Source organism: Pseudomonas sp. S2_F03, from assembly GCF_054668335.1.
On sequence record NZ_CP162759.1, the window covers coordinates 5,124,735 to 5,146,370 of the forward strand.

General features: G+C 57.5%; 17 protein-coding genes and 4 pseudogenes. 8 read left to right on the top strand and 13 right to left on the bottom strand.

Annotated elements, in window-relative coordinates; all coding sequences use genetic code 11:
• Positions 1-12: 12 nt before the first annotated feature.
• From copD to AB4N76_RS23955, 7 genes are all read right to left on the bottom strand, one after another.
• Positions 13-948 (bottom strand): copper homeostasis membrane protein CopD, encoded by a 936-nt coding sequence (copD, locus tag AB4N76_RS23925; protein WP_460163598.1) that lies wholly within the window; start codon positions 946-948, stop codon positions 13-15.
• 3 nt (positions 949-951) lie between these two features.
• The gene (copC, locus tag AB4N76_RS23930) at positions 952-1,323 is read right to left on the bottom strand and encodes a copper homeostasis periplasmic binding protein CopC (protein ID WP_046026939.1); all 372 of its coding nucleotides are present in this window, start codon (positions 1,321-1,323) and stop codon (positions 952-954) included.
• A gap of 53 nt (positions 1,324-1,376) precedes the next feature.
• Positions 1,377-2,264: a copper resistance protein B gene (locus tag AB4N76_RS23935; RefSeq protein ID WP_046026938.1), complete on the bottom strand. Its 888-nt coding sequence runs from the start codon at positions 2,262-2,264 to the stop codon at positions 1,377-1,379.
• 7 nt (positions 2,265-2,271) lie between these two features.
• Positions 2,272-3,978, bottom strand: a complete 1,707-nt coding sequence (locus AB4N76_RS23940; protein ID WP_046026937.1) for a copper resistance system multicopper oxidase — start codon at positions 3,976-3,978, stop codon at positions 2,272-2,274.
• Between the two features lie 308 nt (positions 3,979-4,286).
• On the bottom strand, positions 4,287-4,694 hold the full coding sequence (locus AB4N76_RS23945) for a hypothetical protein (RefSeq protein WP_460163599.1): 408 nt from the start codon (positions 4,692-4,694) through the stop codon (positions 4,287-4,289).
• A gap of 11 nt (positions 4,695-4,705) precedes the next feature.
• Entirely contained in the window at positions 4,706-5,533 is an 828-nt protein-coding gene (locus AB4N76_RS23950; RefSeq protein WP_046026935.1) for a hypothetical protein, read from the bottom strand.
• A gap of 292 nt (positions 5,534-5,825) precedes the next feature.
• Positions 5,826-6,527 (bottom strand): murein L,D-transpeptidase catalytic domain family protein, encoded by a 702-nt coding sequence (locus AB4N76_RS23955; protein WP_460163600.1) that lies wholly within the window; start codon positions 6,525-6,527, stop codon positions 5,826-5,828.
• 79 nt (positions 6,528-6,606) lie between these two features.
• On the opposite strand from AB4N76_RS23955, the pseudogene AB4N76_RS23960 reads away from it, so the two are divergent.
• Positions 6,607-8,355: pseudogene (locus AB4N76_RS23960) on the top strand (L,D-transpeptidase family protein).
• Positions 8,356-8,408: 53 nt separating this feature from the next.
• Here AB4N76_RS23960 and AB4N76_RS23965 read toward each other — a convergent pair.
• Positions 8,409-8,876 (bottom strand): hypothetical protein, encoded by a 468-nt coding sequence (locus AB4N76_RS23965; RefSeq protein ID WP_460163601.1) that lies wholly within the window; start codon positions 8,874-8,876, stop codon positions 8,409-8,411.
• 234 nt (positions 8,877-9,110) lie between these two features.
• Between AB4N76_RS23965 and AB4N76_RS23970 the strand changes: the two genes are divergently transcribed.
• Positions 9,111-10,682: a sensor domain-containing diguanylate cyclase gene (locus AB4N76_RS23970; protein WP_046026931.1), complete on the top strand. Its 1,572-nt coding sequence runs from the start codon at positions 9,111-9,113 to the stop codon at positions 10,680-10,682.
• A 141-nt stretch (positions 10,683-10,823) separates the two neighbouring features.
• Positions 10,824-12,230 carry a DUF1254 domain-containing protein gene (locus tag AB4N76_RS23975; protein WP_460163602.1) on the top strand — a complete coding sequence of 469 codons (1,407 nt, stop codon included), beginning with the start codon at positions 10,824-10,826 and terminating at the stop codon, positions 12,228-12,230.
• 34 nt (positions 12,231-12,264) lie between these two features.
• Here AB4N76_RS23975 and AB4N76_RS23980 read toward each other — a convergent pair.
• Together AB4N76_RS23980 and AB4N76_RS23985 are read right to left on the bottom strand one after the other, a co-directional pair.
• Positions 12,265-12,588: pseudogene (locus AB4N76_RS23980) on the bottom strand (hypothetical protein).
• 107 nt (positions 12,589-12,695) lie between these two features.
• Positions 12,696-13,280: a GNAT family N-acetyltransferase gene (locus tag AB4N76_RS23985; RefSeq protein ID WP_460163603.1), complete on the bottom strand. Its 585-nt coding sequence runs from the start codon at positions 13,278-13,280 to the stop codon at positions 12,696-12,698.
• A 169-nt stretch (positions 13,281-13,449) separates the two neighbouring features.
• On the opposite strand from AB4N76_RS23985, the pseudogene xth reads away from it, so the two are divergent.
• Both xth and AB4N76_RS23995 read left to right on the top strand, forming a co-directional pair.
• A pseudogene (gene xth, locus AB4N76_RS23990) lies at positions 13,450-14,237 on the top strand (exodeoxyribonuclease III).
• 118 nt (positions 14,238-14,355) lie between these two features.
• Positions 14,356-15,191, top strand: a pseudogene (locus tag AB4N76_RS23995) (arylamine N-acetyltransferase family protein).
• 79 nt (positions 15,192-15,270) lie between these two features.
• On the opposite strand, the gene AB4N76_RS24000 reads toward AB4N76_RS23995, so the two are convergent.
• On the bottom strand, positions 15,271-15,612 hold the full coding sequence (locus AB4N76_RS24000) for a BrnA antitoxin family protein (RefSeq protein WP_046026926.1): 342 nt from the start codon (positions 15,610-15,612) through the stop codon (positions 15,271-15,273).
• A gap of 2 nt (positions 15,613-15,614) precedes the next feature.
• Positions 15,615-15,896 carry a BrnT family toxin gene (locus AB4N76_RS24005; RefSeq protein ID WP_046026925.1) on the bottom strand — a complete coding sequence of 94 codons (282 nt, stop codon included), beginning with the start codon at positions 15,894-15,896 and terminating at the stop codon, positions 15,615-15,617.
• A gap of 256 nt (positions 15,897-16,152) precedes the next feature.
• On the opposite strand from AB4N76_RS24005, the gene AB4N76_RS24010 reads away from it, so the two are divergent.
• The 3 genes from AB4N76_RS24010 to sorB all read left to right on the top strand — a co-directional run bounded on the left by AB4N76_RS24010 (position 16,153) and on the right by sorB (position 19,888).
• Positions 16,153-17,670: a nucleobase:cation symporter-2 family protein gene (locus AB4N76_RS24010; protein WP_077430551.1), complete on the top strand. Its 1,518-nt coding sequence runs from the start codon at positions 16,153-16,155 to the stop codon at positions 17,668-17,670.
• 304 nt (positions 17,671-17,974) lie between these two features.
• Positions 17,975-19,231: a SorA family sulfite dehydrogenase catalytic subunit gene (gene sorA / locus AB4N76_RS24015; RefSeq protein WP_046026923.1), complete on the top strand. Its 1,257-nt coding sequence runs from the start codon at positions 17,975-17,977 to the stop codon at positions 19,229-19,231.
• Between the two features lie 9 nt (positions 19,232-19,240).
• Positions 19,241-19,888, top strand: coding sequence for a SorB family sulfite dehydrogenase c-type cytochrome subunit (gene sorB / locus AB4N76_RS24020; RefSeq protein WP_077430549.1), 648 nt, complete (start codon positions 19,241-19,243; stop codon positions 19,886-19,888).
• Positions 19,889-20,074: 186 nt separating this feature from the next.
• On the opposite strand, the gene AB4N76_RS24025 is transcribed toward sorB, so the two are convergent.
• Entirely contained in the window at positions 20,075-21,592 is a 1,518-nt protein-coding gene (locus AB4N76_RS24025; RefSeq protein ID WP_460163604.1) for an efflux transporter outer membrane subunit, read from the bottom strand.
• Between the last annotated feature and the right edge of the window lie 44 nt (positions 21,593-21,636).

Consider the following 21,636-nt stretch of genomic DNA (forward strand, 5'->3'; position numbering starts at 1 on the left):
GAACTTGATTTGCTAAAGATTGCTCGTCTCTACTTCAGGGCTCAACGTCCCCAGCCACGCTACCAATCCCAAAATCAACACGGCGGCTGCCAATTCCAGGATCACGCTGCGCCGCAACGCCTTCGCCGCGACTCGATACTGGCCGTCGCGCAACGACTGCTCCAAAAAAGGCCCCAAGTGAAACCGGTTCAAGGCAGCAAGCACCAGCATCCCGGCAAACAGTGCCACTTTGATAAACAGCAAAATCCCGTAAGTACTGAGTAAAACGTCATCCAGTTTGGGGCCGACGATGAACAGGTAATTCACGACTCCCGTCACCGAAATGACGACGACGATCACCGCACCCACCGTTTCAAATCGTGCAACCGCACGAGCCAGCAGCCTGACGGGCTCTTGCGATTGCAGCGCATTGATCTGCGCCATCATCGCAAACACCACGAGCGCGCCAAGCCAGGCACCTGCCGCCAACAAATGAAGGATGTCGCTGGTGAAATGCCAAATGCGCCGGCTGCCTTCGTCCATTGCTCCGTGTCCGCTCCAGGCCAGGGAAGCGAGGGCGATGCCGCCGGCAATAGAGGCAATCAGCAAGCTCAAGTCGGGTGCGCGAGTGTTGAGCGCCATGGCTAGACCGCAGACAGTCAGCGCAACGATTCGCGCCACCCAGGCCAACCCGACGTCCGTCTCCAGCACCATCATCTCGATGTGCGGGCGCAATTGGGTAAAGTCCGTTTCACCGCTCATGGCGCTCGCCATCACCACCATGCTCGCGACAGACAGCAACACACCCAGCATCGCCGCCCCCGCAAGCATCGACCGAAACGGCAACACCACCCCGGACAAACGTTCCCGTCCGTTCAGGCTGTACAACCCGAATGCCGCTATGCCAAACAACAACATCAAGTCCAGATACAACACAAACCGCAGGGCAACGCTGAACGACTCGCTCATCAATCACTTCACTTTGAACGAAACGTTGCCGGTTATCGGATGCGTGTCCGAAGACACCGCGCGCCATTCGACTTTGTAGCTGCCCGTGGGCAGTGGCGAGAGCGGGGTGATGAGCATGGTTTTCGGGTCGCTGCCAGCGGCGACTTTGGCTTTCATCGGCATCGGTGAGTGGGCCATGCCGGGCATTTCGGTCATGACCAGTTTTGCGCCGGAGAATTGGGTCATGAGGTTTTCGGAGAAATGCAGTTCGATGGTGTTCGGCGACGTACCGTCGGCACCTTCAGCGGGGGTGGAGGAGAGCAATTTCGGGTGCGCTTGAGCGAGTGTGCTCATCAGCAGTCCGAGGGTGATAGCGGTGATTTTGATGGTGCGCATGCAAGGCCTCTTTAAGCGGTTGTTTTTTTGATTTTGATTTTTATTTGATGCATTCAGAACCACAGTCGAACGCCGAGGACGAGGCGCGTTTCACTGCGATCTTCGTCTTCATCAGCGGCGTAATCGGCGGTTTTGCCGTACGTGCGGTTCCAGGTCACACCGATGTATGGCGCGAACTCTCGGCGGATTTCGTAACGCAGGCGCAGGCCGGCTTCGGTGTTGGACAGGCCGGAGCCGATGCCGCGTTGTGGGTCGTTTTTGCCATAGGCATTCAGTTCGGCTGTCGGCTGCAAGATGAGCCGGTTGGTCAGCAGGATGTCGTAGTCGCCTTCCAGCCTCGCGCCGGTTTGACCTGCTTCGCCAATGAACGCAGTGGCCTCGGCTTCGAAGTTGTACAACGCCATGCCTTGTACACCGAATGCCGCCCAGGTTTGCGGGGCACCGGGTTTGTAGTCCTGGCGAACGCCGCTCACCACGTCCCACCAGGGGGAAATAGCGTGGCCCCATAGGGCCTGAATTTCGGCGTCTTCGGTCTTGCCGTTGCTGCGCTCGCCTTCGGAGCGCAACCACAGGCGATCGATGTCGCCGCCGACCCAGCCGGAGAGATCCCACGCGAGCGTGCTGGCGTCGTCGGCGTCCTGCCATTCGAGTTTGTCGGCGAGGAAGTAATAGTTGAGCGCGCTGTCATGCACATTGTGGCCGCCGGGGCTGACGAACACGGCGGCGCGGTCGGCGTCGGTCAGCACCGGGATCGGCGTGCGACTTTCGGTCGGCGCGGCGGGCTGCATCTGGAAGTCGTCCATGCTTTGCATCTGGCTGGGGTCCATGCCGGTCATTTGGCTGTGGTCCATGCCCTGCATGTCGGGGGTGGCGGCCATGGCCGATGAGAGCGGCAGGCCCACAGTCATGAGTGCGAAAGAAATCGGGATAAGTCTGGTCATGAGCGCCTCATTCTTCCACGCGAACTTCACGGAACATGCCCATTTCCATGTGGTACAGGAGATGACAGTGATAGGCCCAACGACCAAGCGCATCGGCGGTCACCCGGTAGCTGCGCCTGGAACCCGGTGGCATGTCGATCGTGTGTTTGCGCACCATGAACTGGCCGTTCTCGTCTTCCAGATCACTCCACATGCCGTGCAGGTGGATGGGGTGGGTCATCATCGTGTCGTTGACCAGCACCACCCGAACCCGCTCGCCGTACTTGAGGCGCAGCGGTTCGGCATCGGAAAATTTCACGCCGTTGAACGACCAGGCGAACTTCTCCATGTGGCCGGTGAGGTGCAGCTCAAGGGTGCGACCGGGCTCGCGGCCATCCGGGTCTTCGAAAGTGCTGCGCAGGTCGGAATAGGTGAGGACTCGTCGCCCGTTGTTGCGCAGGCCCAATCCCGGGTCGTCGAGTTTTGGCGACGTGGTCATGGCTTGCATGTCCACCAGCGGGTTGTCTTTTTCCGTGTCTGGATGAGATTGCATGCCCGGCATCGCCATGCTGCTGTGATCCATGCCCGCCATATCCCCCATGCTGCCGTGGTCCATCCCGCCCATGCCCATGTCATCCATGGTCACCAGCGGGCGAGGGTCCAGCGCAGGGATTGGCGCGGATAACCCGGCCTTCGCGGTCAGCGTGCCGCGCGCATAACCGCTGCGATCCATTGACTGGGCGAAGAGGGTGTAGGCCTCTTGTGTCGGCTCGATGATCACATCGAACGTCTCCGCCACCGCGATACGAAACTCGTCGACGCTCACCGGTTTGACGTGCAATCCATCCGCTGCCACCACGGTCATTTTCAGGCCGGGAATGCGCACGTCGAAGTAGGTCATGGCGGAACCGTTGATGAAGCGCAGGCGCAGTTTTTCACCTGGCCGGAACACACCGGTCCAGTTCATGTCCGGCGCCTGGCCGTTCATCAAATAGGTATAAGTGGCGCCGCTGACGTCGGCCAGGTCGGTGGGGTTCATCTTCATCTCGGCCCACATCTTTCGATCCGCGACCGTCGCGCCCCAACCTTTCTCGCCGACGTCGTGGATGAAATCCCCCGCGGTGGGTTTGTTGTAGTTGTAGTAGTCGGACTGTTTTTTCAGTTTCTTCATCAGACCGGCCGCGTCTTCGTCGGTCCAGTCGGTCAGCATCACCACGTAATCGCGGTCGTACTGGAAGGGTTCCGGCTCTTTGGCGTCGATCACCAACGGGCCGTAGACGCCGGACTGTTCTTGAAGGCCAGAATGGCTGTGGTACCAGTAAGTACCGTTTTGCCGAACCTTGAATTGGTAGACGTACATTCCGCCGGGTTCGATGCCGTGGAAGCTCAACCCCGGCACGCCGTCCATGTTGGCCGGCAGCAAAATGCCGTGCCAGTGAATGGAGGTGTCGTCCTTGAGTGCGTTGCGCACCCGCAAGGTGACGGTGTCGCCTTCACGCCAGCGCAGCAACGGGCCGGGAATGCCGCCGTTGATGGTCATGGCGGTGCGCGGGTTGCCGGTGATGTTGACTGAAGTTTCGCCGATCAACAGGTCGAAATCGGTACCCGCCAGGACCTGCGTTTCGCCGGGGCTGGTGACCGCCCAGACAGGCGTGCGCCATAAACCGAGGCCGCCGAGCAACCCGCCGGCGGCCAGGCCCTTCACGAAGGTGCGTCTTGAAGTAGTGGAATGCATGCCGTTGTTCCCGGTCCGTCAACGTGTAGTTGACGCCGAGACTAACGAGCGCAGCCTTTCAGAAAACTGAGGCGGGGATTACAGATTTGACAGGTTCGCGGGATATTGCTGGCGAAGGCCATCGATTATCGAGTGGGGCAATGAGGCGTATGCCCGTGGTTCTGGAGCAAAGTCTCACGACTGCTGAGCGTTTTTGAGATGAACCACGCATCTCCCCCACCGGCTTTAAGTGACACGGAGTAGTTCACGGCGTTCTAGGGCGATACATCATGATGTCAGCTCACTCCGGTCGAGGTGATGAATAGGTGTTAATTCGACATCTGCGCGATCAATTCATTTGCCGCTATCACGGCGACGCTCAACTGGCCTGTAGACATTGCTAGATAAAATGCTCCGCCTAAAGCGATAGCTTTACTCGCGATAGTAATGGCGTCTTTAATGTCTTCTATGGTCTGGGCGGCTTTTTTCATGCCTTTGGTGCATTTTTGTAGAGTTTCTATATCTTCGCGCGTAGCGCTCAACGCTAATAACGCGGATTGGGCGTTCAGGTCGCTGGAGAGGTTAAATAAAGTCCACTGTTTGTCCTCCAGATCTTTACGCTCATCGTCGGACAGAGTCTTCCAGTTGTCAAATCTGTAGTTTCCCAAGCCCGTAGATAGATCATGATATGCCCGGCTCAAAGCGAGAATATTTTCTGAAGATATAGTAATGCTCATTGTGAAGACCTCTATTTTTCAGTATAGGCTGCCTTAACCTGATTAATGGCTGGTTTGACATCGCTAATAAAGGATCTGACCGATGCATAAACCTCATCGCCGGTAATATGTTCTGCATCTTTTTTTAATTTTGCATGTGTTGAGCCGATTTTTCTGATGCTGTCTGCCAAAGCAGTGGCGGCAGATTGTTTTTTCTCCAGATTCTCTCTCTCCTGCCATTTGCTTGTCGCAAAGGCGTCCCACGCTAAGGGGTGAGCATCACGCTCAACTATTTCTACTTTACGATAGCTGTCACTCCAAGCATCAATTTCTAGAGAAATTGCAAAGGAGTTATTTTGCTCAATGACTGATGCCAATGTGTCGGAAACCGAAACCACTGCATCGTTACTTTCTGATATGTATTTTACAATTTGCTTCTGTCGATAGGCGTTAGTCGTCGCTGATGCAATTTTTGCTGAAAGAGTTTTGATTGCGTCAACTTTTTCCGGAGAGGTGCCCTTGATTTTTTTTAGTTCGGATGCGACTTCGTTAAGATTGTCGTCATAGCTAACGAGCTCGTCAGAGGCAAGAGCGCCGAGCGAATCGCTATAAGCGGCCAATACTTCTGCGATCTCGGAGATTGCGTTTGAAGTAGCTCTTTCGCTTTGGCATTTGCTGGCATGGCTATAAGGTTTGTAATTGTTGGCCCTCATGCAGGAATCAAAGTAGTCTTGTGCAATTGGCCTGGTGCTTTCTACAGTTAATTTTGAATAGGAGGCGTAGTTTTTGACCGAGTCCAATGATACGCAGCCAGAAGTTAGCGATATGAGGGCAGGTAGTATTAACAAGCCTGTTTTCATAAGCGTGCCTCCAAGTTGTATGCGCGCATAACGGCCCGTGACTTTAGGTTAAGTAAAGACCGGGTTGTTGACTGTGATCACCTTCTGTGACTTCTGTTCGTGATGGAAGCGTAGAACAAAAACGGCTTAAATGTGCTATCCGTCCTCATACGCTAGTACCGTTCGGTGTTTTCTTCCACGGAGTAGCCACAAATGTTTGTTTCTGCGTGAAGCACAGAATTAATTCTTGTGGGACCGATATCACTTTGTGTGATATCGGGGGAGGACGGTGATGAAAGGCTGCCCTTTGTTGTCAGCCTTTATTTGGCTTGAATGCCGAAGCAACCGTGCCGCTACCGCAATTGATATAAGAAGACGACTTCAACCAGCGCTGATCCGGATAGTAGGAGAACAACAGTTGCCCATCTTTCATCGAATCAATCAGCCGATGCGCAATCGCCGGCCGAACGGCCGGGCAACCGAGGCTTCTGCCAATCCGGCCATTCACACGGGCCAGCATCGGGCTGACATAGGGGGCGCCATGAATCACGATCGCCCGGTCGAACGCGTTGTCGTTGAAACCCGGCTCCAGGCCTTCCATGCGCAGCGAGTAGCCATTTTGGCCGACATAACTTGACTGTGTACGGTACAAGCCGAGACTGGTGGCGAAGCTTTCGTTTTGATTGGAGAAGTTAACGGCCATGTTCTCGCCGCTGTTTCGACCGTGTGCTACCAGTTCATGGAACAGCAGTTTGCGTTTTTTCAGGTCAAAGACCCACAAACGTTGTTCAGTCGAAGGCAAGGAATAGTCGATAATGGCGAGCCTTTGGACGGGGGCTCTGCCTTGAGCGATGCTGCATTTTGAAGCGCGGACGGCCAGGTCAATGACCTTGGCGTCGGCGCTCGGCGCTGCTTTGACGAGGGCGGCGGCAAGCGAATCGGCGTAGGCTGACGGTACGGACATTGCAGTCAGTATCAGGGCCGCGAATGGAAGGCCAATACGTAGTAGCGCCATATAGATGTCTCATCATGTTAAGTTCGAGTCTAGCTGCATGGGAAGCTAGCGATTGAATGCGGGAGATTAAGGATTATCTATGGTGCAATTAACAAGGTTATTCGTCATAAGCCGCATACTTTTTATGGGCTTTCTGATAAGTGGTGCAGCGATTGCTGAAACTTCGCCGATTGAGTCGGCAATTGCGCCGAGCACCGTTATGGACGCCGCAGCGGACGACATCGTCGCTCAAACGATTCAGGCCTCGCTCGCCCCTCTGAAAACCGCCTTCCCGCCCTTGCTCACCTCAAAGCGCCATCGGCGGGGTGGATGTCAGTCGTCTGGTGATGGATTTTTACACCCATCGCGCCTATCGCGCGGCGTGGACGAATGACAGCGATGTCGCGCAGTTGATCAAAAGCCTGAACGACACGCAGGCCGACGGCTTGAACCCGGCGGATTTCCATATCGATGAAATTGTCCGTACGCAGCCCTCAGTACAAACCTTGACGGTCACACCTGAGCAGCGGGCCGCGTTTGATATCGCCACCACCCACACCTTTATTACTGCGCTGCTGCAATTGCGGCGCGGCAAAGTCGATCCGTCGCGGCTCGATAATCACTGGAATTTTGACGGCAATGGCGTCGATCCCCGTGAGGACGTCAATGCCTTCTTCGTCGCACTCGACCATCACGACGTGGCGAGCGCTTTGCTCAGGCGCCACCGCAAGCAGCGGTATACGTTGGTTTGCGCCAGGCGCTTGCGCAATTGCGCGGGATTCGGGACAGGGGCGGCTGGCCGAAAGTGGTTGTAGACCATTCGCTCAAACCCGGCATGGACGAACCTGCTGTCGCCCAACTGCGCGCGAGGATGGTCGCGGCAGGCTTTCTCGATCCGCGATTGATCCGCGGCACGAAGTACGACGGCGCCGTTACTGCTGCGGTGCAGAAGTATCAGACCGAGCAATACCTGGGGGCGGATGGCGTGGCGGGGGCGACGACGCTGGCGGCGCTGAATGTGCCCGTTGATGCGCGTATCGACCAGGTGCGGGTGAACCTGGAACGGGCGCGCTGGCTGCTTTATAAACTTCAGGGCACGTTCGTTATTGTCGATATCGCCGGCTACAAGGTGGCGATGTACCGCGATGGCAAGCCGATCTGGCGTTCCCGGGTACAGGTCGGTAAAGCGGCGCGCAATACACCGATTTTCCAGGCGCAGATCACCTACATCACGTTTAATCCGACCTGGACCGTGCCGCCTACGATCCTCAAGGAAGACGTGCTGCCAAAAATTCAGGCCAATCCCGGTTACCTGGCCGCCAACCGGATGCGAGTACTTGATCGCGAGGGTAATGTGCTCGACCCATCTTCCGTCGACTGGAGCAACGCACGCGGGCTCACCCTGCGTCAGGACTCCGGGCCCGACAGCTCGTTGGGGCAGGTGGTGATCCGCTTCCCCAACGACTATGCGATTTACCTGCACGACACACCGCATCGCGAACTGTTTGCCAAAACGGTCCGGGCAACCAGTTCGGGCTGCATCCGCGTAGAGAACCCGCTGCAATTGGTGGAGCTGTTGTTCAACGATCCGGTTAAATGGAACAGCGCCGGCATTCAAAAACAACTGGCCAATGGCAAGACCGAGAACATCATGCTTCCTGTGAAAGTGCCGGTGTTGTTGGCGTACTGGACGGTGGATCTGGAGAGTGACGGGCGGGTGGCGTTCAAGCCGGATGTGTATGGCTACGATGCGCCGGTGTTGCAGGCGCTGAACCGGCCTTCGCCAGTACCGGCGCTGGATTTGCGCGCGGCGACGGGGTCTGTGGTCGCGGTGAGGCCGGATCTGTAACCGCAAAGGGCAGGCTCAATGAACCGAGTCTGCCCGCTATAAATCCCTCGGGTTCAGAGCTCCAGCCCTTCCTGCACCACCGAGAGCAAGGTGTGCTCTGTCAGCGCTACCGCATCCTCCTGTTGACCGGATTGCTCAATCGTTTGCAGCCACCAATGCGTCTCGCCGTGCTCATCCACAGTGCGCAATAGTGCGAGCTCCTTTTCTTTGGAATGGATCTCTACCCGACCCGCGCCATCCGCGGTGAATCGTGCGACCGGGTCGAAAGTCAGCGAGTAGCGGTTGCCCTCGATCACCAGTTGGTCGATGGAATAGTCGAACGTTTCCCCAGTCGGATCGCTCTCGAATATGTGAACAGGATTGCGCCGCAAAACCAGGCCAACCTCCGTCAGCGGCAGCAGCCAATGCTCGATCTGGCGATACAGGTCGTAAACCTGGCCCGGCCAACTATCGATGATCTGATCTGCGTTGGTAGACCCTGTGTGTTTCAACTTCGCGGCGAGTTCGTCTGCCTTGCTCATTTCGATTCCCTGTCGTGATGTAAGAGTAATCGTAGCTGCTACAACGTCATCCAGGTCTTGCCTTGGGTCATGCCCGCGATACAAGCGTGACAATTCGTTTCCTGGTGAGCGCTCCGGTTTGCGCGACTGCCGACGCTCCACAGGACAATTGTTCCTCACTAAGGCGTAGACTAAGCTCACAAAAAATAAGGGTTTTTGGGTCTTCGCCCGCGCATGCCCTTACAGGACGAGTTTTTGCCTATCCCCATTCACGACCCGCATCACGCCCCCGGTGGCACGTTGAAACGGTTACCGCTGCTTAAAGCCGCGGTGCTGTTTATCGCGGCAGTGTGCCTGTGTCTTTGTGGTTTGCTGTACCTGCAACTACAGCAGTCGCAGCGCCACGACCTGGAAGTGGCGCAAGTGGCGTCGTCGAACCTGACCCGAGCCATGGCGCAGCAAGCTGAAGACACCTTCATGAAGGCCGATCTGGTGCTGACCAGTCTGGTGGACTGGATTCAGGTTGACGGCTATGGCCCTGCGCAACACTCGCGCTTGCAGAAAACCTTTGCCCGCAGGGTGCTGGCGCTGGACCAGTTGCACGGGATTTTCCTGTTCGACAAGCAGGGGCAGTGGGTGGTGACTTCGTTCGAGGACCTGCCTCGGGGCGCTGGAGTGGCCGATCGGGACTACTTCAAGTTTCACCAGCAGAATGTGTCCTCGGTTGCGCACATCGGGCCGGCCATCCGCAGTCGGGAGAATGGCGAGTGGATCCTTCCGGTTTCCAGGCGCATCAATGACAAAAACGGCAACTTCCAAGGGGTATTGCTGGCCGGGATCAAGATGGCGTACTTCGATCAGTTCTTCAAAAGCTTCAGCCTCGATGACCAGGGGTCGATGTTTTTGGCGCTGACCGATGGAACGCTGCTGGCGCGACGGCCGTTTGTGGAGTCGCAGATCAATACGTCATTGGCCCAGGGGGACATTTTCCGGAACCTGCTGCCCAACGCGCCCGCCGGCAACGCGATGATCAGTTCGATGGTGGATGGCATCGTTCGATTGCATGGTTATCGTCAGCTGGAGGGTTATCCACTGGTGGTTTCTGCGGCTTCTTCGCGGGACGCGGTTTTGCAGGGCTGGTACGACACGGCGTTTCAATCCAGCGTCATCGTGGCGTTGGTGATCCTTGGGGTGGGGCTGTTTGGCTGGGTGTTCATCCATCAAGTGCGCGATAGCGAGCGGATCGAGGCCGATTTGCGCAAAGCGCAAGAAGCCCTGGAGCTGATCGCCACCCATGACAGCCTGACCGGGCTGGCCAATCGTCGATTGTTCGAGCGAGCGCTGGACATCGAGTTCGCGCGCGGTGCCAGGCAGTTGAGTTCATTGAGCCTGGTCATGCTCGACATCGATTTCTTCAAACGTTACAACGACGCTTACGGCCATGTCGCCGGCGATCATTGCCTGGCCGAAGTGGCGCGAGCGCTGAAGAGTTGCTGTCATCGCAAAGCTGATCTGGCGGTGCGCTATGGCGGTGAAGAGTTCGCGGTGTTGTTACCCAATACCGATATCCACGGCGCGCTTGCGATTGCCGAACAAATCCGCCGCAGCGTCATGGACAAGAACATCACTCACAGCGGCTCACCCACCGGCTATGTGACGGTCAGTCTTGGCTGTTACGCGTTCATACCGTCAGGGCGCGACAGCATCGAAGTGTTCATCGAGCGTGCCGATGCAGCGCTGTATCAAGCCAAGCATTCGGGGCGCAATCGTTCTGCGGTGTTGTCCATGGAAGGGGGCGTAGAGGCGCTGATGCGCTCGGATCGTTGAGTCGTTCAGTGCTGTTGTTTGAGCCTTGCAACACCGGACAACCGGTCGTCCGCCTGTCAGTTCTTCCTGAATCGATCGTCTAGAGTTCCGTTAGCCCTGCCGAACCCGGCAGCGTTCCCCATAGCACGGACGATCGCCTAAATGTTGATTACTCAAGCATTGACAGCCGTTGCTCTAACCCTTGCGGCCGCCGCCGTTTTTCCACTGGCCAGCCAGGCTCAAACCAAAGTCACCCCTGAAGAAGCACATGCCATCGGCGTTGAGGCCTACCTGTATTTTTATCCGCTATTGACCATGGACATCACCCGCAAGCAGTTCACCAATATCGAACCCGGCAAGGAGTTTGGTAAAGGCCCGATGAACATGTTTGTGAGTGTGCCGCAGTATCCTCCCGCAAGTTTCAAAGGGGTGGTGCGGGCGAACTTCGATACGTTGTATTCCATCGCCTGGCTCGATTTGACCAAGGAGCCGTTGGTGATTTCCGCGCCGGACACCGCGGGGCGTTTTTATCTGTTGCCGATGCTCGACATGTGGAGCGACGTCTTCGCGTCGCCCGGCTGGCGCACCACCGGCACACAGGCCAGTCAGTTTCTGGTGACACCACCGGGCTGGACGGGAACGGTACCTGCCGGATTGAGTCATTTGCCAGCGCCGACGCCTTTCGTCTGGATCATCGGCCGGACCAAGACCGACGGGGAAGCCGACTACGCGGCAGTGCACAGTATTCAGGCGGGCTATACCGTGACGCCGTTGTCGCAGCTGGGTAAAAAAGCTGAACCGGTCACCGTGAAAATCGACCCGGCGGTGGACATGAAAACGCCGCCGAAGATTCAGGTCGATACGCTGTCGGCGGCAAAATACTTTGCCTACGCCGCCGAATTGCTCAAAGTGCATCCGCCTCACCTCACCGATCAGCCGATCCTGGCGCAGATGCAACGCATCGGTATCGAGGTGGGTAAATCGTTCAACATCGAGACACTGGACCCGGCCGTGAAAGCCGCATTGCAGACCGTGCCTGAAGAAGCGCAAACACTGATGAAGTGGAAGGTTGAAACGCTTGCTCGGGTGGTCAACGGCTGGTCGATGAACACCGACACCATGGGGGTCTACGGCAATTACTACCTTAAACGCGCGATCGTGGCGCAGGTCGGGTTGGGGGCGAACTTGCCCGAGGATGCGATTTATCCGCTGAACATGGGGGACGACAAGGGCAAGTCGCTCGATGGGGCCAACAAGTACGTCCTGCATTTTGATAAAGCTGAAGTACCGCCGGTGAACGCTTTCTGGTCGATCACGTTGTACGATCCGGAAGGATTCCAGGTGGGTAATACGCTAAACCGTTTTGCAGTCAGCAGCTGGATGCCGTTCAAGACTAACGCCGATGGTTCCCTGGACATCTATTTCCAGAACGAAAGCCCCGGCAAAGACTTTGAGGCCAACTGGCTTCCCGCCCCCAAAGGCCCGTTTAACCTGACCATGCGCCTGTACGGCCCAAAACCCGAGGCATTGAACGGCAAATGGAACCCGCCAGTCGTCAAACGACTGTGATGGACTTATAGCGAAAGCAGAGCCATGAAGTGCTTCATGGCTTGCTTTTATTCGTCCAGCTGCCTGTTCCGCCTCCCGCACCACCGGTTCCGCCGCCAGCCGCCCCCTGTGCCGCCGCCTGCGCCAGAGCCCGAGCCGCTGGCCCCGCCATTAGTACCGGTGCCGCTAACCGAGCCTGAGTTGTTGCCGGCCGAAGGCGCGCTGCGGGTGTAGTCGGGGGACAGGGTTGATCCGCGGGTGGCGCCGGGCCGTGTGTCCGCCGGATGGGGGGGCTGTCGTAGGGCGCTGCAAACGAGGCCGTCGCTGCGACGCATAACAACCCGGTCAGTAAGAGTGAAGTGAGTTTTGTGGTCATCATGGTCCGTCTCCCCAAGGTGAGTCGTTACCTGATGTTGGTCCGAAGGCGGGTCGATGGGTACCGGTTGGATGACGAGCGGTCGGTGGTCGCTATTCAATGCGGGAGCACTATCGAAGGCTGTATTCGGTCATTTTCTGTTCCAGATTGCTGCGCACCGACGGCCACTCATCATCAATGATGCTGAACCGCACCGAGTTGCGCTTGCGACCGTCCGGCATGATCCGTTCGTGGCGCACGATACCTTCCTGTTGCGCACCCAGCCGCAAAATGGCGTGACGTGATTTCTGGTTGTTTTCGTCGGTGGTGAACTGCACCCGCACACAGTCCAGCACGTCGAACGCATGGCGCAGCATCAGGTATTTGGCTTCGGTGTTGACGAAGGTTTTCTGCCAGCGGGCGCTGATCCAGCTGCTGCCGATTTCCAGCTTGCGGTTGAGGCGGTCGATTTTCCAGAAGCGCGTAGAGCCGATCACTTTGCCGGTTTCGTTGAGCACGATGACGAAAGGCAGGACGGTGCCGGCATCTCGACCATCGAGCGCCTTTTTCAGGTAGCCATCAATGGTGGTGGGCGAGGGCACGACGGTAACTGTCAGGTTCCATAATTCGCCGTCCTGCGCGGCATTGAGCAGGGCGGTGGCATCACTCAGTTGCAGGGGACGCAGGCTGATTCGGTGACCTTCCAGGGTGTCCATGTTCGAGGCTGTCTCGGAAAAGAATCGCAGGGGGCATTACAAGGGAGCCGCCGTCGATTGGCAAGTCCCGCTGCGACACCTTTAATCGACCGCCGGGTGTGCGAGGGCAACTGTTGCCACGCACTCCGGTCAGAACTGGATACCGTCAATCCGTAGCGAGTGTCGGACCATGAAAAACCTGAAAATCGCCACGTTCAATGTCAACGGCCTGCGCGCGCGCTTCCCAATTTACTGGAATGGCTGGAACGGGAAAAACCGGACATCGCCTGTTTGCAGGAACTGAAATCGGTGGACGCAGCCTTTCCTGCCGCCGAGCTTGAGGCGGCCGGATACGGTGCCATCTGGCAGGGTCAATCTTCATGGAACGGGGTGGCGATTCTGGCGCGAGATGCGCAACCGTTGGAGAGTCGGCGCGGTTTGCCAGGCGATGACACCGATACCCACAGTCGCTATCTGGAAGCGGCGGTGCATGGCGTGCTGGTGGGGTGCCTGTACTTGCCCAACGGCAACCCGCAACCGGGGCCGAAATTCGACTACAAACTGGCGTGGTTTGAGCGGCTGATCGCCTATGCGAAGGAACTGCAAGGCAGTGAACACCCGGTGGTGCTGGCCGGTGACTACAACGTGGTACCCACCGATCTGGACATCTACAACACTCGGTCCTGGCTCAAGGATGCGCTGCTGCAACCGCAAAGCCGCGAGTGTTATCAACGTTTACTGGATCAGGGCTGGAAGGATTCCCTGCGACATCTGTATCCGCAGGACCGGCTCTACACCTTCTGGGATTATTTCCGGCAGCACTGGCAGACAAACTCCGGGCTGCGCATCGATCACCTGTTGCTGAACCCGGTGCTGAGCCCTTATTTGCAAGAGGCCGGTGTCGACGCCTGGGTGCGCAACGAGCCGCATGCCAGTGACCATGCGCCGACATGGATTCGTGTGAGTTCGCGCAAGTAACATTGATTTCGGCGAGGATAGTGATTGGCGAAATCAATTGTCAGTCGAAGCGCTTTATCCCTTATACATGGCGGCCATCGGCGGAGCGATCCGCGGCCCCATGCATAAGGACTGAGCAATGAGCGAGCCACGCCTGACCCACCTTGAGTTGTATTTGCAGCGCCTGGGCTTCGATGCGCCCCCGTCACCCACCCTGGAAACCCTGCGCCAGTTGCAGTTGCGCCACACCGGTGCCTTCGCGTTTGAAAACCTCACCACATTGTCGGGCGAACCGGTGCGGATAGACCTGCCGTCCATTGAACAGAAAGTCCTGTTCGACGGTCGCGGTGGCTACTGTTATGAGCTCAACCATGTATTCCTGGCTTTGCTTCAGGAGCTGGGCTTCGACGCCCGTGGCATCACCGGACGGGTTGTGATGGGGCAGCCCGAAGGCGCGTGGACCGCTCGCACTCACCGTTTGAGCCTGGTCACTCTGGACGGTGTGCGCTACATCACCGACGTCGGCTTTGGCGGCATGGTCCCCACGGCACCACTGATGCTCGACACCGAAGCCGGGCAACCCACCCTCATGAGCCGTATCGCATTGAACAACATGCGGATGGCTACACCTTGCGCGCCAACGTCGGCGGCGAGTGGCGGGCGATGTACATCTTCGACCTGCAGCGCCAGGAAGACATCGATTACACCCTCGGCAACTGGTACGTCTCGACCCATCCCGAGTCTTCGTTTGCCAAACAACTGATGGTTGCCCGGACCGGGGAGGGCTGGCGCCGTACGCTCAACAACGGCAACTTTGCAATACATCGGATCGGTCACGAGAGTGCGCGGCGCCAAGTGACGGATGTGGATGAGTTGATCGAGCTGCTGGGCAGCGAGTTCGGAATTCTGGTACCTGAGAGCGCCCGGTTGAGGCAGGTGATCGAGCGTTTGATCGCGCCGAAGGAAGAGGTCTGACCGAGCCTGCGCAAGGCAGATCTGCCGATCTGCCTTGCGCACTAATGCTGATCTTGACTTGCCTTCATGATCCTATCCCCTATGGCCGAATCCCCGGCTCCATCACACGACGGATTTCGTTAAGGGCCTCTGCGAGTTTCTGTTCGAGGCTCTTGAGGTCGGTGGCCGTTACGCCTTTTTTGAGTTGGCCGGCAGTGGCGCCGCTGGGTTGATCGACCTTCGCGCCTTGTCCTTTGTCGCTGAGCAAGCTCTGGCGCAACGTGTTGTTGATGACTGTTTGATAACCAAACCCTTCGTTCTCCGCGAGCGAGCGAGCCGCCTCGATGACGGCATCATCCAGCATGATGGTAATGCGGGTCTTGCCTTTGCTGGAGGCAATGGCCCCGCGCTTGGCGTTACTGAAGTCGTATTCGTCTTTCATGGTCATGCATCCCTGTAGTGGCGACGCTCGTTTTTGGTGGCGACGCGTGCGGAAATAATTCGAACGAAATTCGGTTCGCGCCACGTGTAGGCAACCACCAGTAAACGACCTTTGGCATCCTGCCCCATGATGATCCAGCGCTGTTCGTCGTGATCGTGGTCTTGCAGCGTCAGGGCCCGCTCGTCATCGAACACCGGTTCGGTTTCCGCCAGGCTGATGCCCCTATGCTTGAGTTTGTTGGCCGCGTTCTTTGCCTTGTCATACTGAATGTCGAATGGCTTCATTATGCATACTTTATATGTATAAAAAAGAGGGCATCCGTGCCGGCGGTCGCCATGAACGAAAAAGATTAGCGGCAGAAGGGGCGTGTACCTGGAGGGATGTATTTCAAGGTTTTTTGTGCGGCCAGGTTCGTCACTCGACGAGCAAAATGGACACCTGTCCATAATCTGACTGATAAGTTGTATACAACTCTATAGACATTTGTCCTGTGTCTTGAATACAGTGTGCGCACAACAAAAACCAGGGAACCCCCCAACCATGAAAACGCCCCATGTTTCACACCAACGGCCCGAGGATGAAAATCTCGGGATCGGCGCGAATATGGCTTACGGCCTGCAACATGTTCTGACCATGTACGGAGGCATCGTCGCGGTGCCTTTGATCATCGGTCAGGCGGCCGGACTCTCGCCGGCGGACATCGGTTTGTTGATTGCAGCTTCATTGTTTGCGGGGGGCTTGGCGACATTACTGCAAACCCTCGGTTTACCGTTCTTTGGTTGTCAGTTGCCGCTGGTACAGGGCGTGTCGTTCTCGGGTGTCGCGACCATGGTGGCGATAGTCAGCAGTGGCGGGGAGGGCGGATTCCAGTCGATTCTCGGGGCGGTGATTGCCGCGTCGTTGATTGGTTTGCTGATCACGCCGGTGTTTTCGCGCATCACCAAGTTCTTCCCGCCGCTGGTCACGGGTATTGTGATCACGACCATCGGCCTGACGTTGATGCCGGTGGCTGCGCGTTGGGCCATGGGTGGCAATAGCCACGCGCCGGACTTCGGTAGCGTGGCGAACATTGGCCTGGCGGCGGTGACGCTGGTGCTGGTGTTGCTGCTAAGCAAGATCGGTAGCGCGACCATCTCCCGATTGTCGATTCTGCTGGCGATGGTCATCGGCACGGTCATCGCGGTGTTTCTCGGCATGGCGGACTTTTCGTCCGTCACCCAAGGTCCGATGTTCGGCTTCCCGACGCCGTTTCATTTCGGCATGCCGACCTTCCACTTCGCCGCCATCCTGTCGATGTGCATCGTGGTCATGGTGACCTTGGTGGAAACCTCGGCGGACATCCTCGCCGTCGGTGAAATCATTGGCACCAAAGTCGACTCCAAACGCCTGGGCAACGGTCTGCGCGCCGACATGCTGTCGAGCATGATTGCGCCGATCTTCGGTTCGTTCACCCAAAGTGCCTTCGCCCAGAACGTCGGGCTGGTGGCGGTGACCGGGATCAAGAGCCGCTACGTGGTCGCCACGGGTGGTTTGTTCCTGGTGATTCTCGGCTTGCTGCCGTTCATGGGCCGGGTCATCGCCGCTGTGCCGACGTCTGTTCTGGGCGGTGCCGGTATCGTGCTGTTCGGTACGGTGGCGGCCAGTGGTATCCGGACGCTGTCCAAGGTCGATTACCGCAACAACGTCAACCTGATCATCGTCGCTACCTCTATCGGTTTCGGCATGATCCCCATCGCTGCACCGAACTTCTACGACCATTTTCCTAGCTGGTTCGCGACCATCTTCCACTCGGGCATCAGCTCGTCGGCGATCATGGCCATCGTGCTGAACCTGACATTCAACCACCTCACGGCGGGTAACTCGGATCAGCAGTCGGTGTTCGCGGCCGGTACTGAGCGCGTGTTGCGTTATCAGGACCTGGCGGCGTTGCGCGAAGGGGATTATTTCAGCGAAGGCAAACTGCATGACTGCGACGGAAAAGAAATCCCGGTGGTGGAAACCGACCATGGGCATGGAGAGCCGCGAGCGCTGCATGCGAAAAGCAGTGAGCATGTCTGACAACATTCAAGGCATGGAAATATAAAAAAGGCGTCCTTCGGGACGCCTTTTTTTGGCTGAATGTGTGGCTTGGGACAAGTCTGTTGAGATACCACGCTCGACCGCATGCGTCGGCAACGACTGTCGTCAAATGTTAAGCCGCTGACGTCAAATGAAAAGCGGTCGACTTTGGCGTGACGATACTGGTTTCGCACCGAAGTCCAACCGTGAAGCGAAACCCTTAAAAAAACATCGAGCCCGAGGCCTGCGTGCCTTGGCCGGGCTGACAGTTGCATCTCAGTAAAACAATTATAGAGAGCACCGAATGAAGTTCAGTTTTATAGATAACAGCAAGCCGAGCCGCCGACGCGTTCTGCGCGATGCCTTCACCCTCGCTTTGGCCGCTTCTCCGTTGGCGAGCCTGGCCAGGGCAGCCGACGAAACCAAGGCCGACGAAACCGCCGAAGAGGTGACCTTTGCCGCCGGCCCCCGGCCACTGGTGCAGTATCCGCAAAAACGCCCGTTGACCTTGGTGACCACACGCCCGCCGCACCTTGAGACGCCGTTTCCGGTCTTCAACGAAGGGCCCATCACGCCCAATGACGCGTTTTTCGTGCGTTACCACTTGGCCAATTTCCCTACCAGCATTGATCCAGACAGCTACCGCTTGACGATCAAGGGCTCGGTCAACACGCCGCTGTCACTTTCCCTGGCAGAGCTCAAGGCCCTTGCCGAGCCGGTAGAAGTGGTGGCCGTCAATCAGTGCTCAGGTAACAGCCGCGGCTTCTCGATGCCCCGCGTGTTTGGTGCTCAGTTGGGCAATGGTTCGATGGGGAATGCGCGCTGGGTGGGGGTGCCGCTCAAGGCGGTACTGGAAAAGGCGGGTGTGACAGCCGATGCCAGGCAAGTGACCTTCCGTGGGCTCGATAAGCCCGTGCTGCCAAGTACGCCGGAGTTCATCAAGGCGCTGGACATCAGCCATGCCATGGACGGCGAGCCCATGATTGCCTGGTCGATGAATGGCACCGATCTGCCATTCCTCAACGGTTACCCGATACGTCTGGTCGTACCCGGTTATTTCGGCACCTATTGGGTCAAGCACCTCAGTGAGATTGAAGTCGTCGACCATACCTATGAAGGTTTCTTCATGGCGAAAGGTTACCGCCTGCCGGACAACGATTGCTTCTGCATTGCCCCTGGCACCACAGCGGCAAAAACCCTGCCGATTTCCAAGTTGGCGGTGCGCAGTTTCTTCACCAGCGTTAAACATGGCGATGTGTTGCCGCTGAAAAAAAGCGTGGTGCTCAAGGGTATTGCGTTCGACGGCGGTGTTGGCGTCAACAAGGTGGAAATCTCGATCGACGGCGGAAAAGTCTGGCGCGAAGCCGCGCTTGGGCAGGACCTTGGCCGTTTCTCCTTCCGTGAGTGGACGCTGCCGATCACCTTTACCAGCGCGGGTGCCACCCAGTTGATGGTGCGAGCCAGTAACAGTGCGGGCGAGACGCAGCCGCTGCAGGCCGACTGGAACCCGGCTGGCTACCGCCGCCACGTCGTAGAAACCAGCCACGTGACTGTCGCCTGAGGGGCTCGCATGAAACGCATGAAATACATGATGACTTTGCTCTGTGCGGCTCAGGTTTGTTTGGCTGGCTGGGCTAACGCAGCGCCACTATCGATCACCTTGCCGCCCGAAACGGCTGTGCTCAAACCCAGTGCGCTGCCTGGCTATCCGTTGGCCCAGCAGAAATGCTCCACCTGCCATTCGGCCGATTACATCAACTTCCAGCCTCCGGGCATGACGCTGGCGCAGTGGACCGCTGAGGCGGGCAAGATGCAGCACGTGTACGGGGCTCCGATCAGCGATCAGGATGTGAGCACTATCGGCGCCTACCTGGCGGTGACCTACGGGAGTGCCCAAACGAGCGATGCCGATGTGCAGGCTGCTTTGAATCCATCGGCGGGGCAGCCCCCGGCGGCGCCGGCAGCAAAAGTCGATGCCATGGCGTTGCTCCAGAGCAACGGTTGCCTGGCTTGCCACTCGATCGATCAAAAAGTCGTAGGGCCGGCCTATCATGCTGTAGCTGCCAAGTACGCCGGTGACCCGCAGGCACTGGTCAAGGTGGCATCCAGCATCCAGCACGGCGGTACCGGCAAATGGGGGAATATCCCGATGCCACCGTTCGCACAGATAAGTCCGGACAATCTGCAAACCCTGGCAACGTTCATACTGCAGCAGTAGGCTCGGTAGCCAGAAACGAAAAAACCCGCCAAATAGCGGGTTTTTTCGGAGCTTCAGAGATTTTGAAAACCTTCCCTGAAACGTTGTCTGGCTTCACGACCTGGACTCGAACAGAAAAATAAGCATTTGTTCTACAATGTTTTTTAGCATATATATCCCTACGATTATCCTAATCCAGCCCGTATTTTATTGGAGTTCTTTCGATATCCCTGGATCAGGAAAAAACATTCGAGTTTCCGCTCTTTTTGAGACAACGCGAGCATCTGAGTCATCTCGCTGCCAACCGCCGCCCAATGCTTTGAACGTGGCCACTGCAGCGCGAGCCGATTCAGTTTGTGCCTGGGCTCTGCCATCAGATGCCGCTAGGAGATGTTCATCGGCATCCAGCACTTCGATCAAGCTGACCACGCCTTTTTCATAGGCGGCAAACGATGTCGCTCTGGCTTTCGCATACGCCGACTCGCCCTGGGCGAGCTGGGTCGATTGTTGCTCGCGGTTGATCCGTGCCGAAACAGCGCTTTCCACATCTTCGCAGGCCCGCAGAACGGACTGGCGGTAAGCGGCCAAGGCTTCGGCTTCCTGGCCCTTTGCCAAATCAATCTGGGCGTTGATGCGGCCAAAATCGAACAGCCGCCAGCGTAATCCCAGTGCCGCCGAAGCCTGACTGGCGCCGTTGCTGAACAGGTTTGCGCTGGATACCGATGTAGCACTGCCGAGCAGCGCAGCCACAGACAGTTTGGGGTAGTACTCGGACATGGCTTCGCCGATGCGCGCGCTGGATGCCGCAAGACGGCGCTCCGCGACGATCAAGTCTGGACGCCGACGCAGCAGGTCGGCTGGAGCGCCCATGTCCGAGACGCCTGGCACCTCAGGGATGGGCGCCAGCTTAGTCAACTGCGCGCTGTAAGTGCCGGGCGCCTTGCCCAACATGACATCCAGCGCATTCATTGCCGTGTCAATGCCTGCTTGCAGTACCGGCACGGTGGCCTGCGCCTGGTTCAGCGCGCCTTGGGTCTGGTTCAACTGCAATTCAGCCGCCAGGCCTTTTGCGTAGAGGTGTTCGATGGTGGTGAGCAGTTGTTGTCGTGTGTCTACTTGCTGCCGGGCAATTTCCAGGCGTGCTTGAAGGCCACGGATGCTGATGTAAAGATCGGCTGTCTGCGCGACCACTGCCAGGCGTGTGGCAATCGCTCCGGCTTGCGAGGCCTGATAATCGGCGAAGGCGGCTTCTTTACCTCGGCGCAGCCCACCAAACACATCCAGCTCCCAGCCGGCATTCAAGTTCGCCTCATAGGCACTGCCGTAGCGATTATAGGAAGGGTCTGAATTCAGCGCTTGGCCCAACGGCGTCTCCAATGACTGACGGGCTCGGGCCGCTTGACCATTGACGGTAGCCGACGGCAGGAGGGCTGCGTTAGCTGCGCCCAAACCGGCGCGAGCCTGCTCGATCCTTGCGTTTGCCTGGGCTAAATCGAGGTTCTGTTCAAGTGCTCGATTTATCAGCTGACTGAGTATTGGGTCATTAAATGCGTTCCACCAAGCGGCGAGATCGTCATTTGCGGCGCCCAGTTGTCGTGCCTTGGACGTTTGCGCGGAGAAATGCTCGGGCAATTCCACACGGGGTTTTGAGTAGTCAGGGCCCACTGCGCAACCTGCAACCATACCCAAACACAGCAAAACGGCGAAACGAGGAGGAGGGTGCATGCGATACCTGCGAAAGGGTCGGTTTGTGACGATATTACAAATTG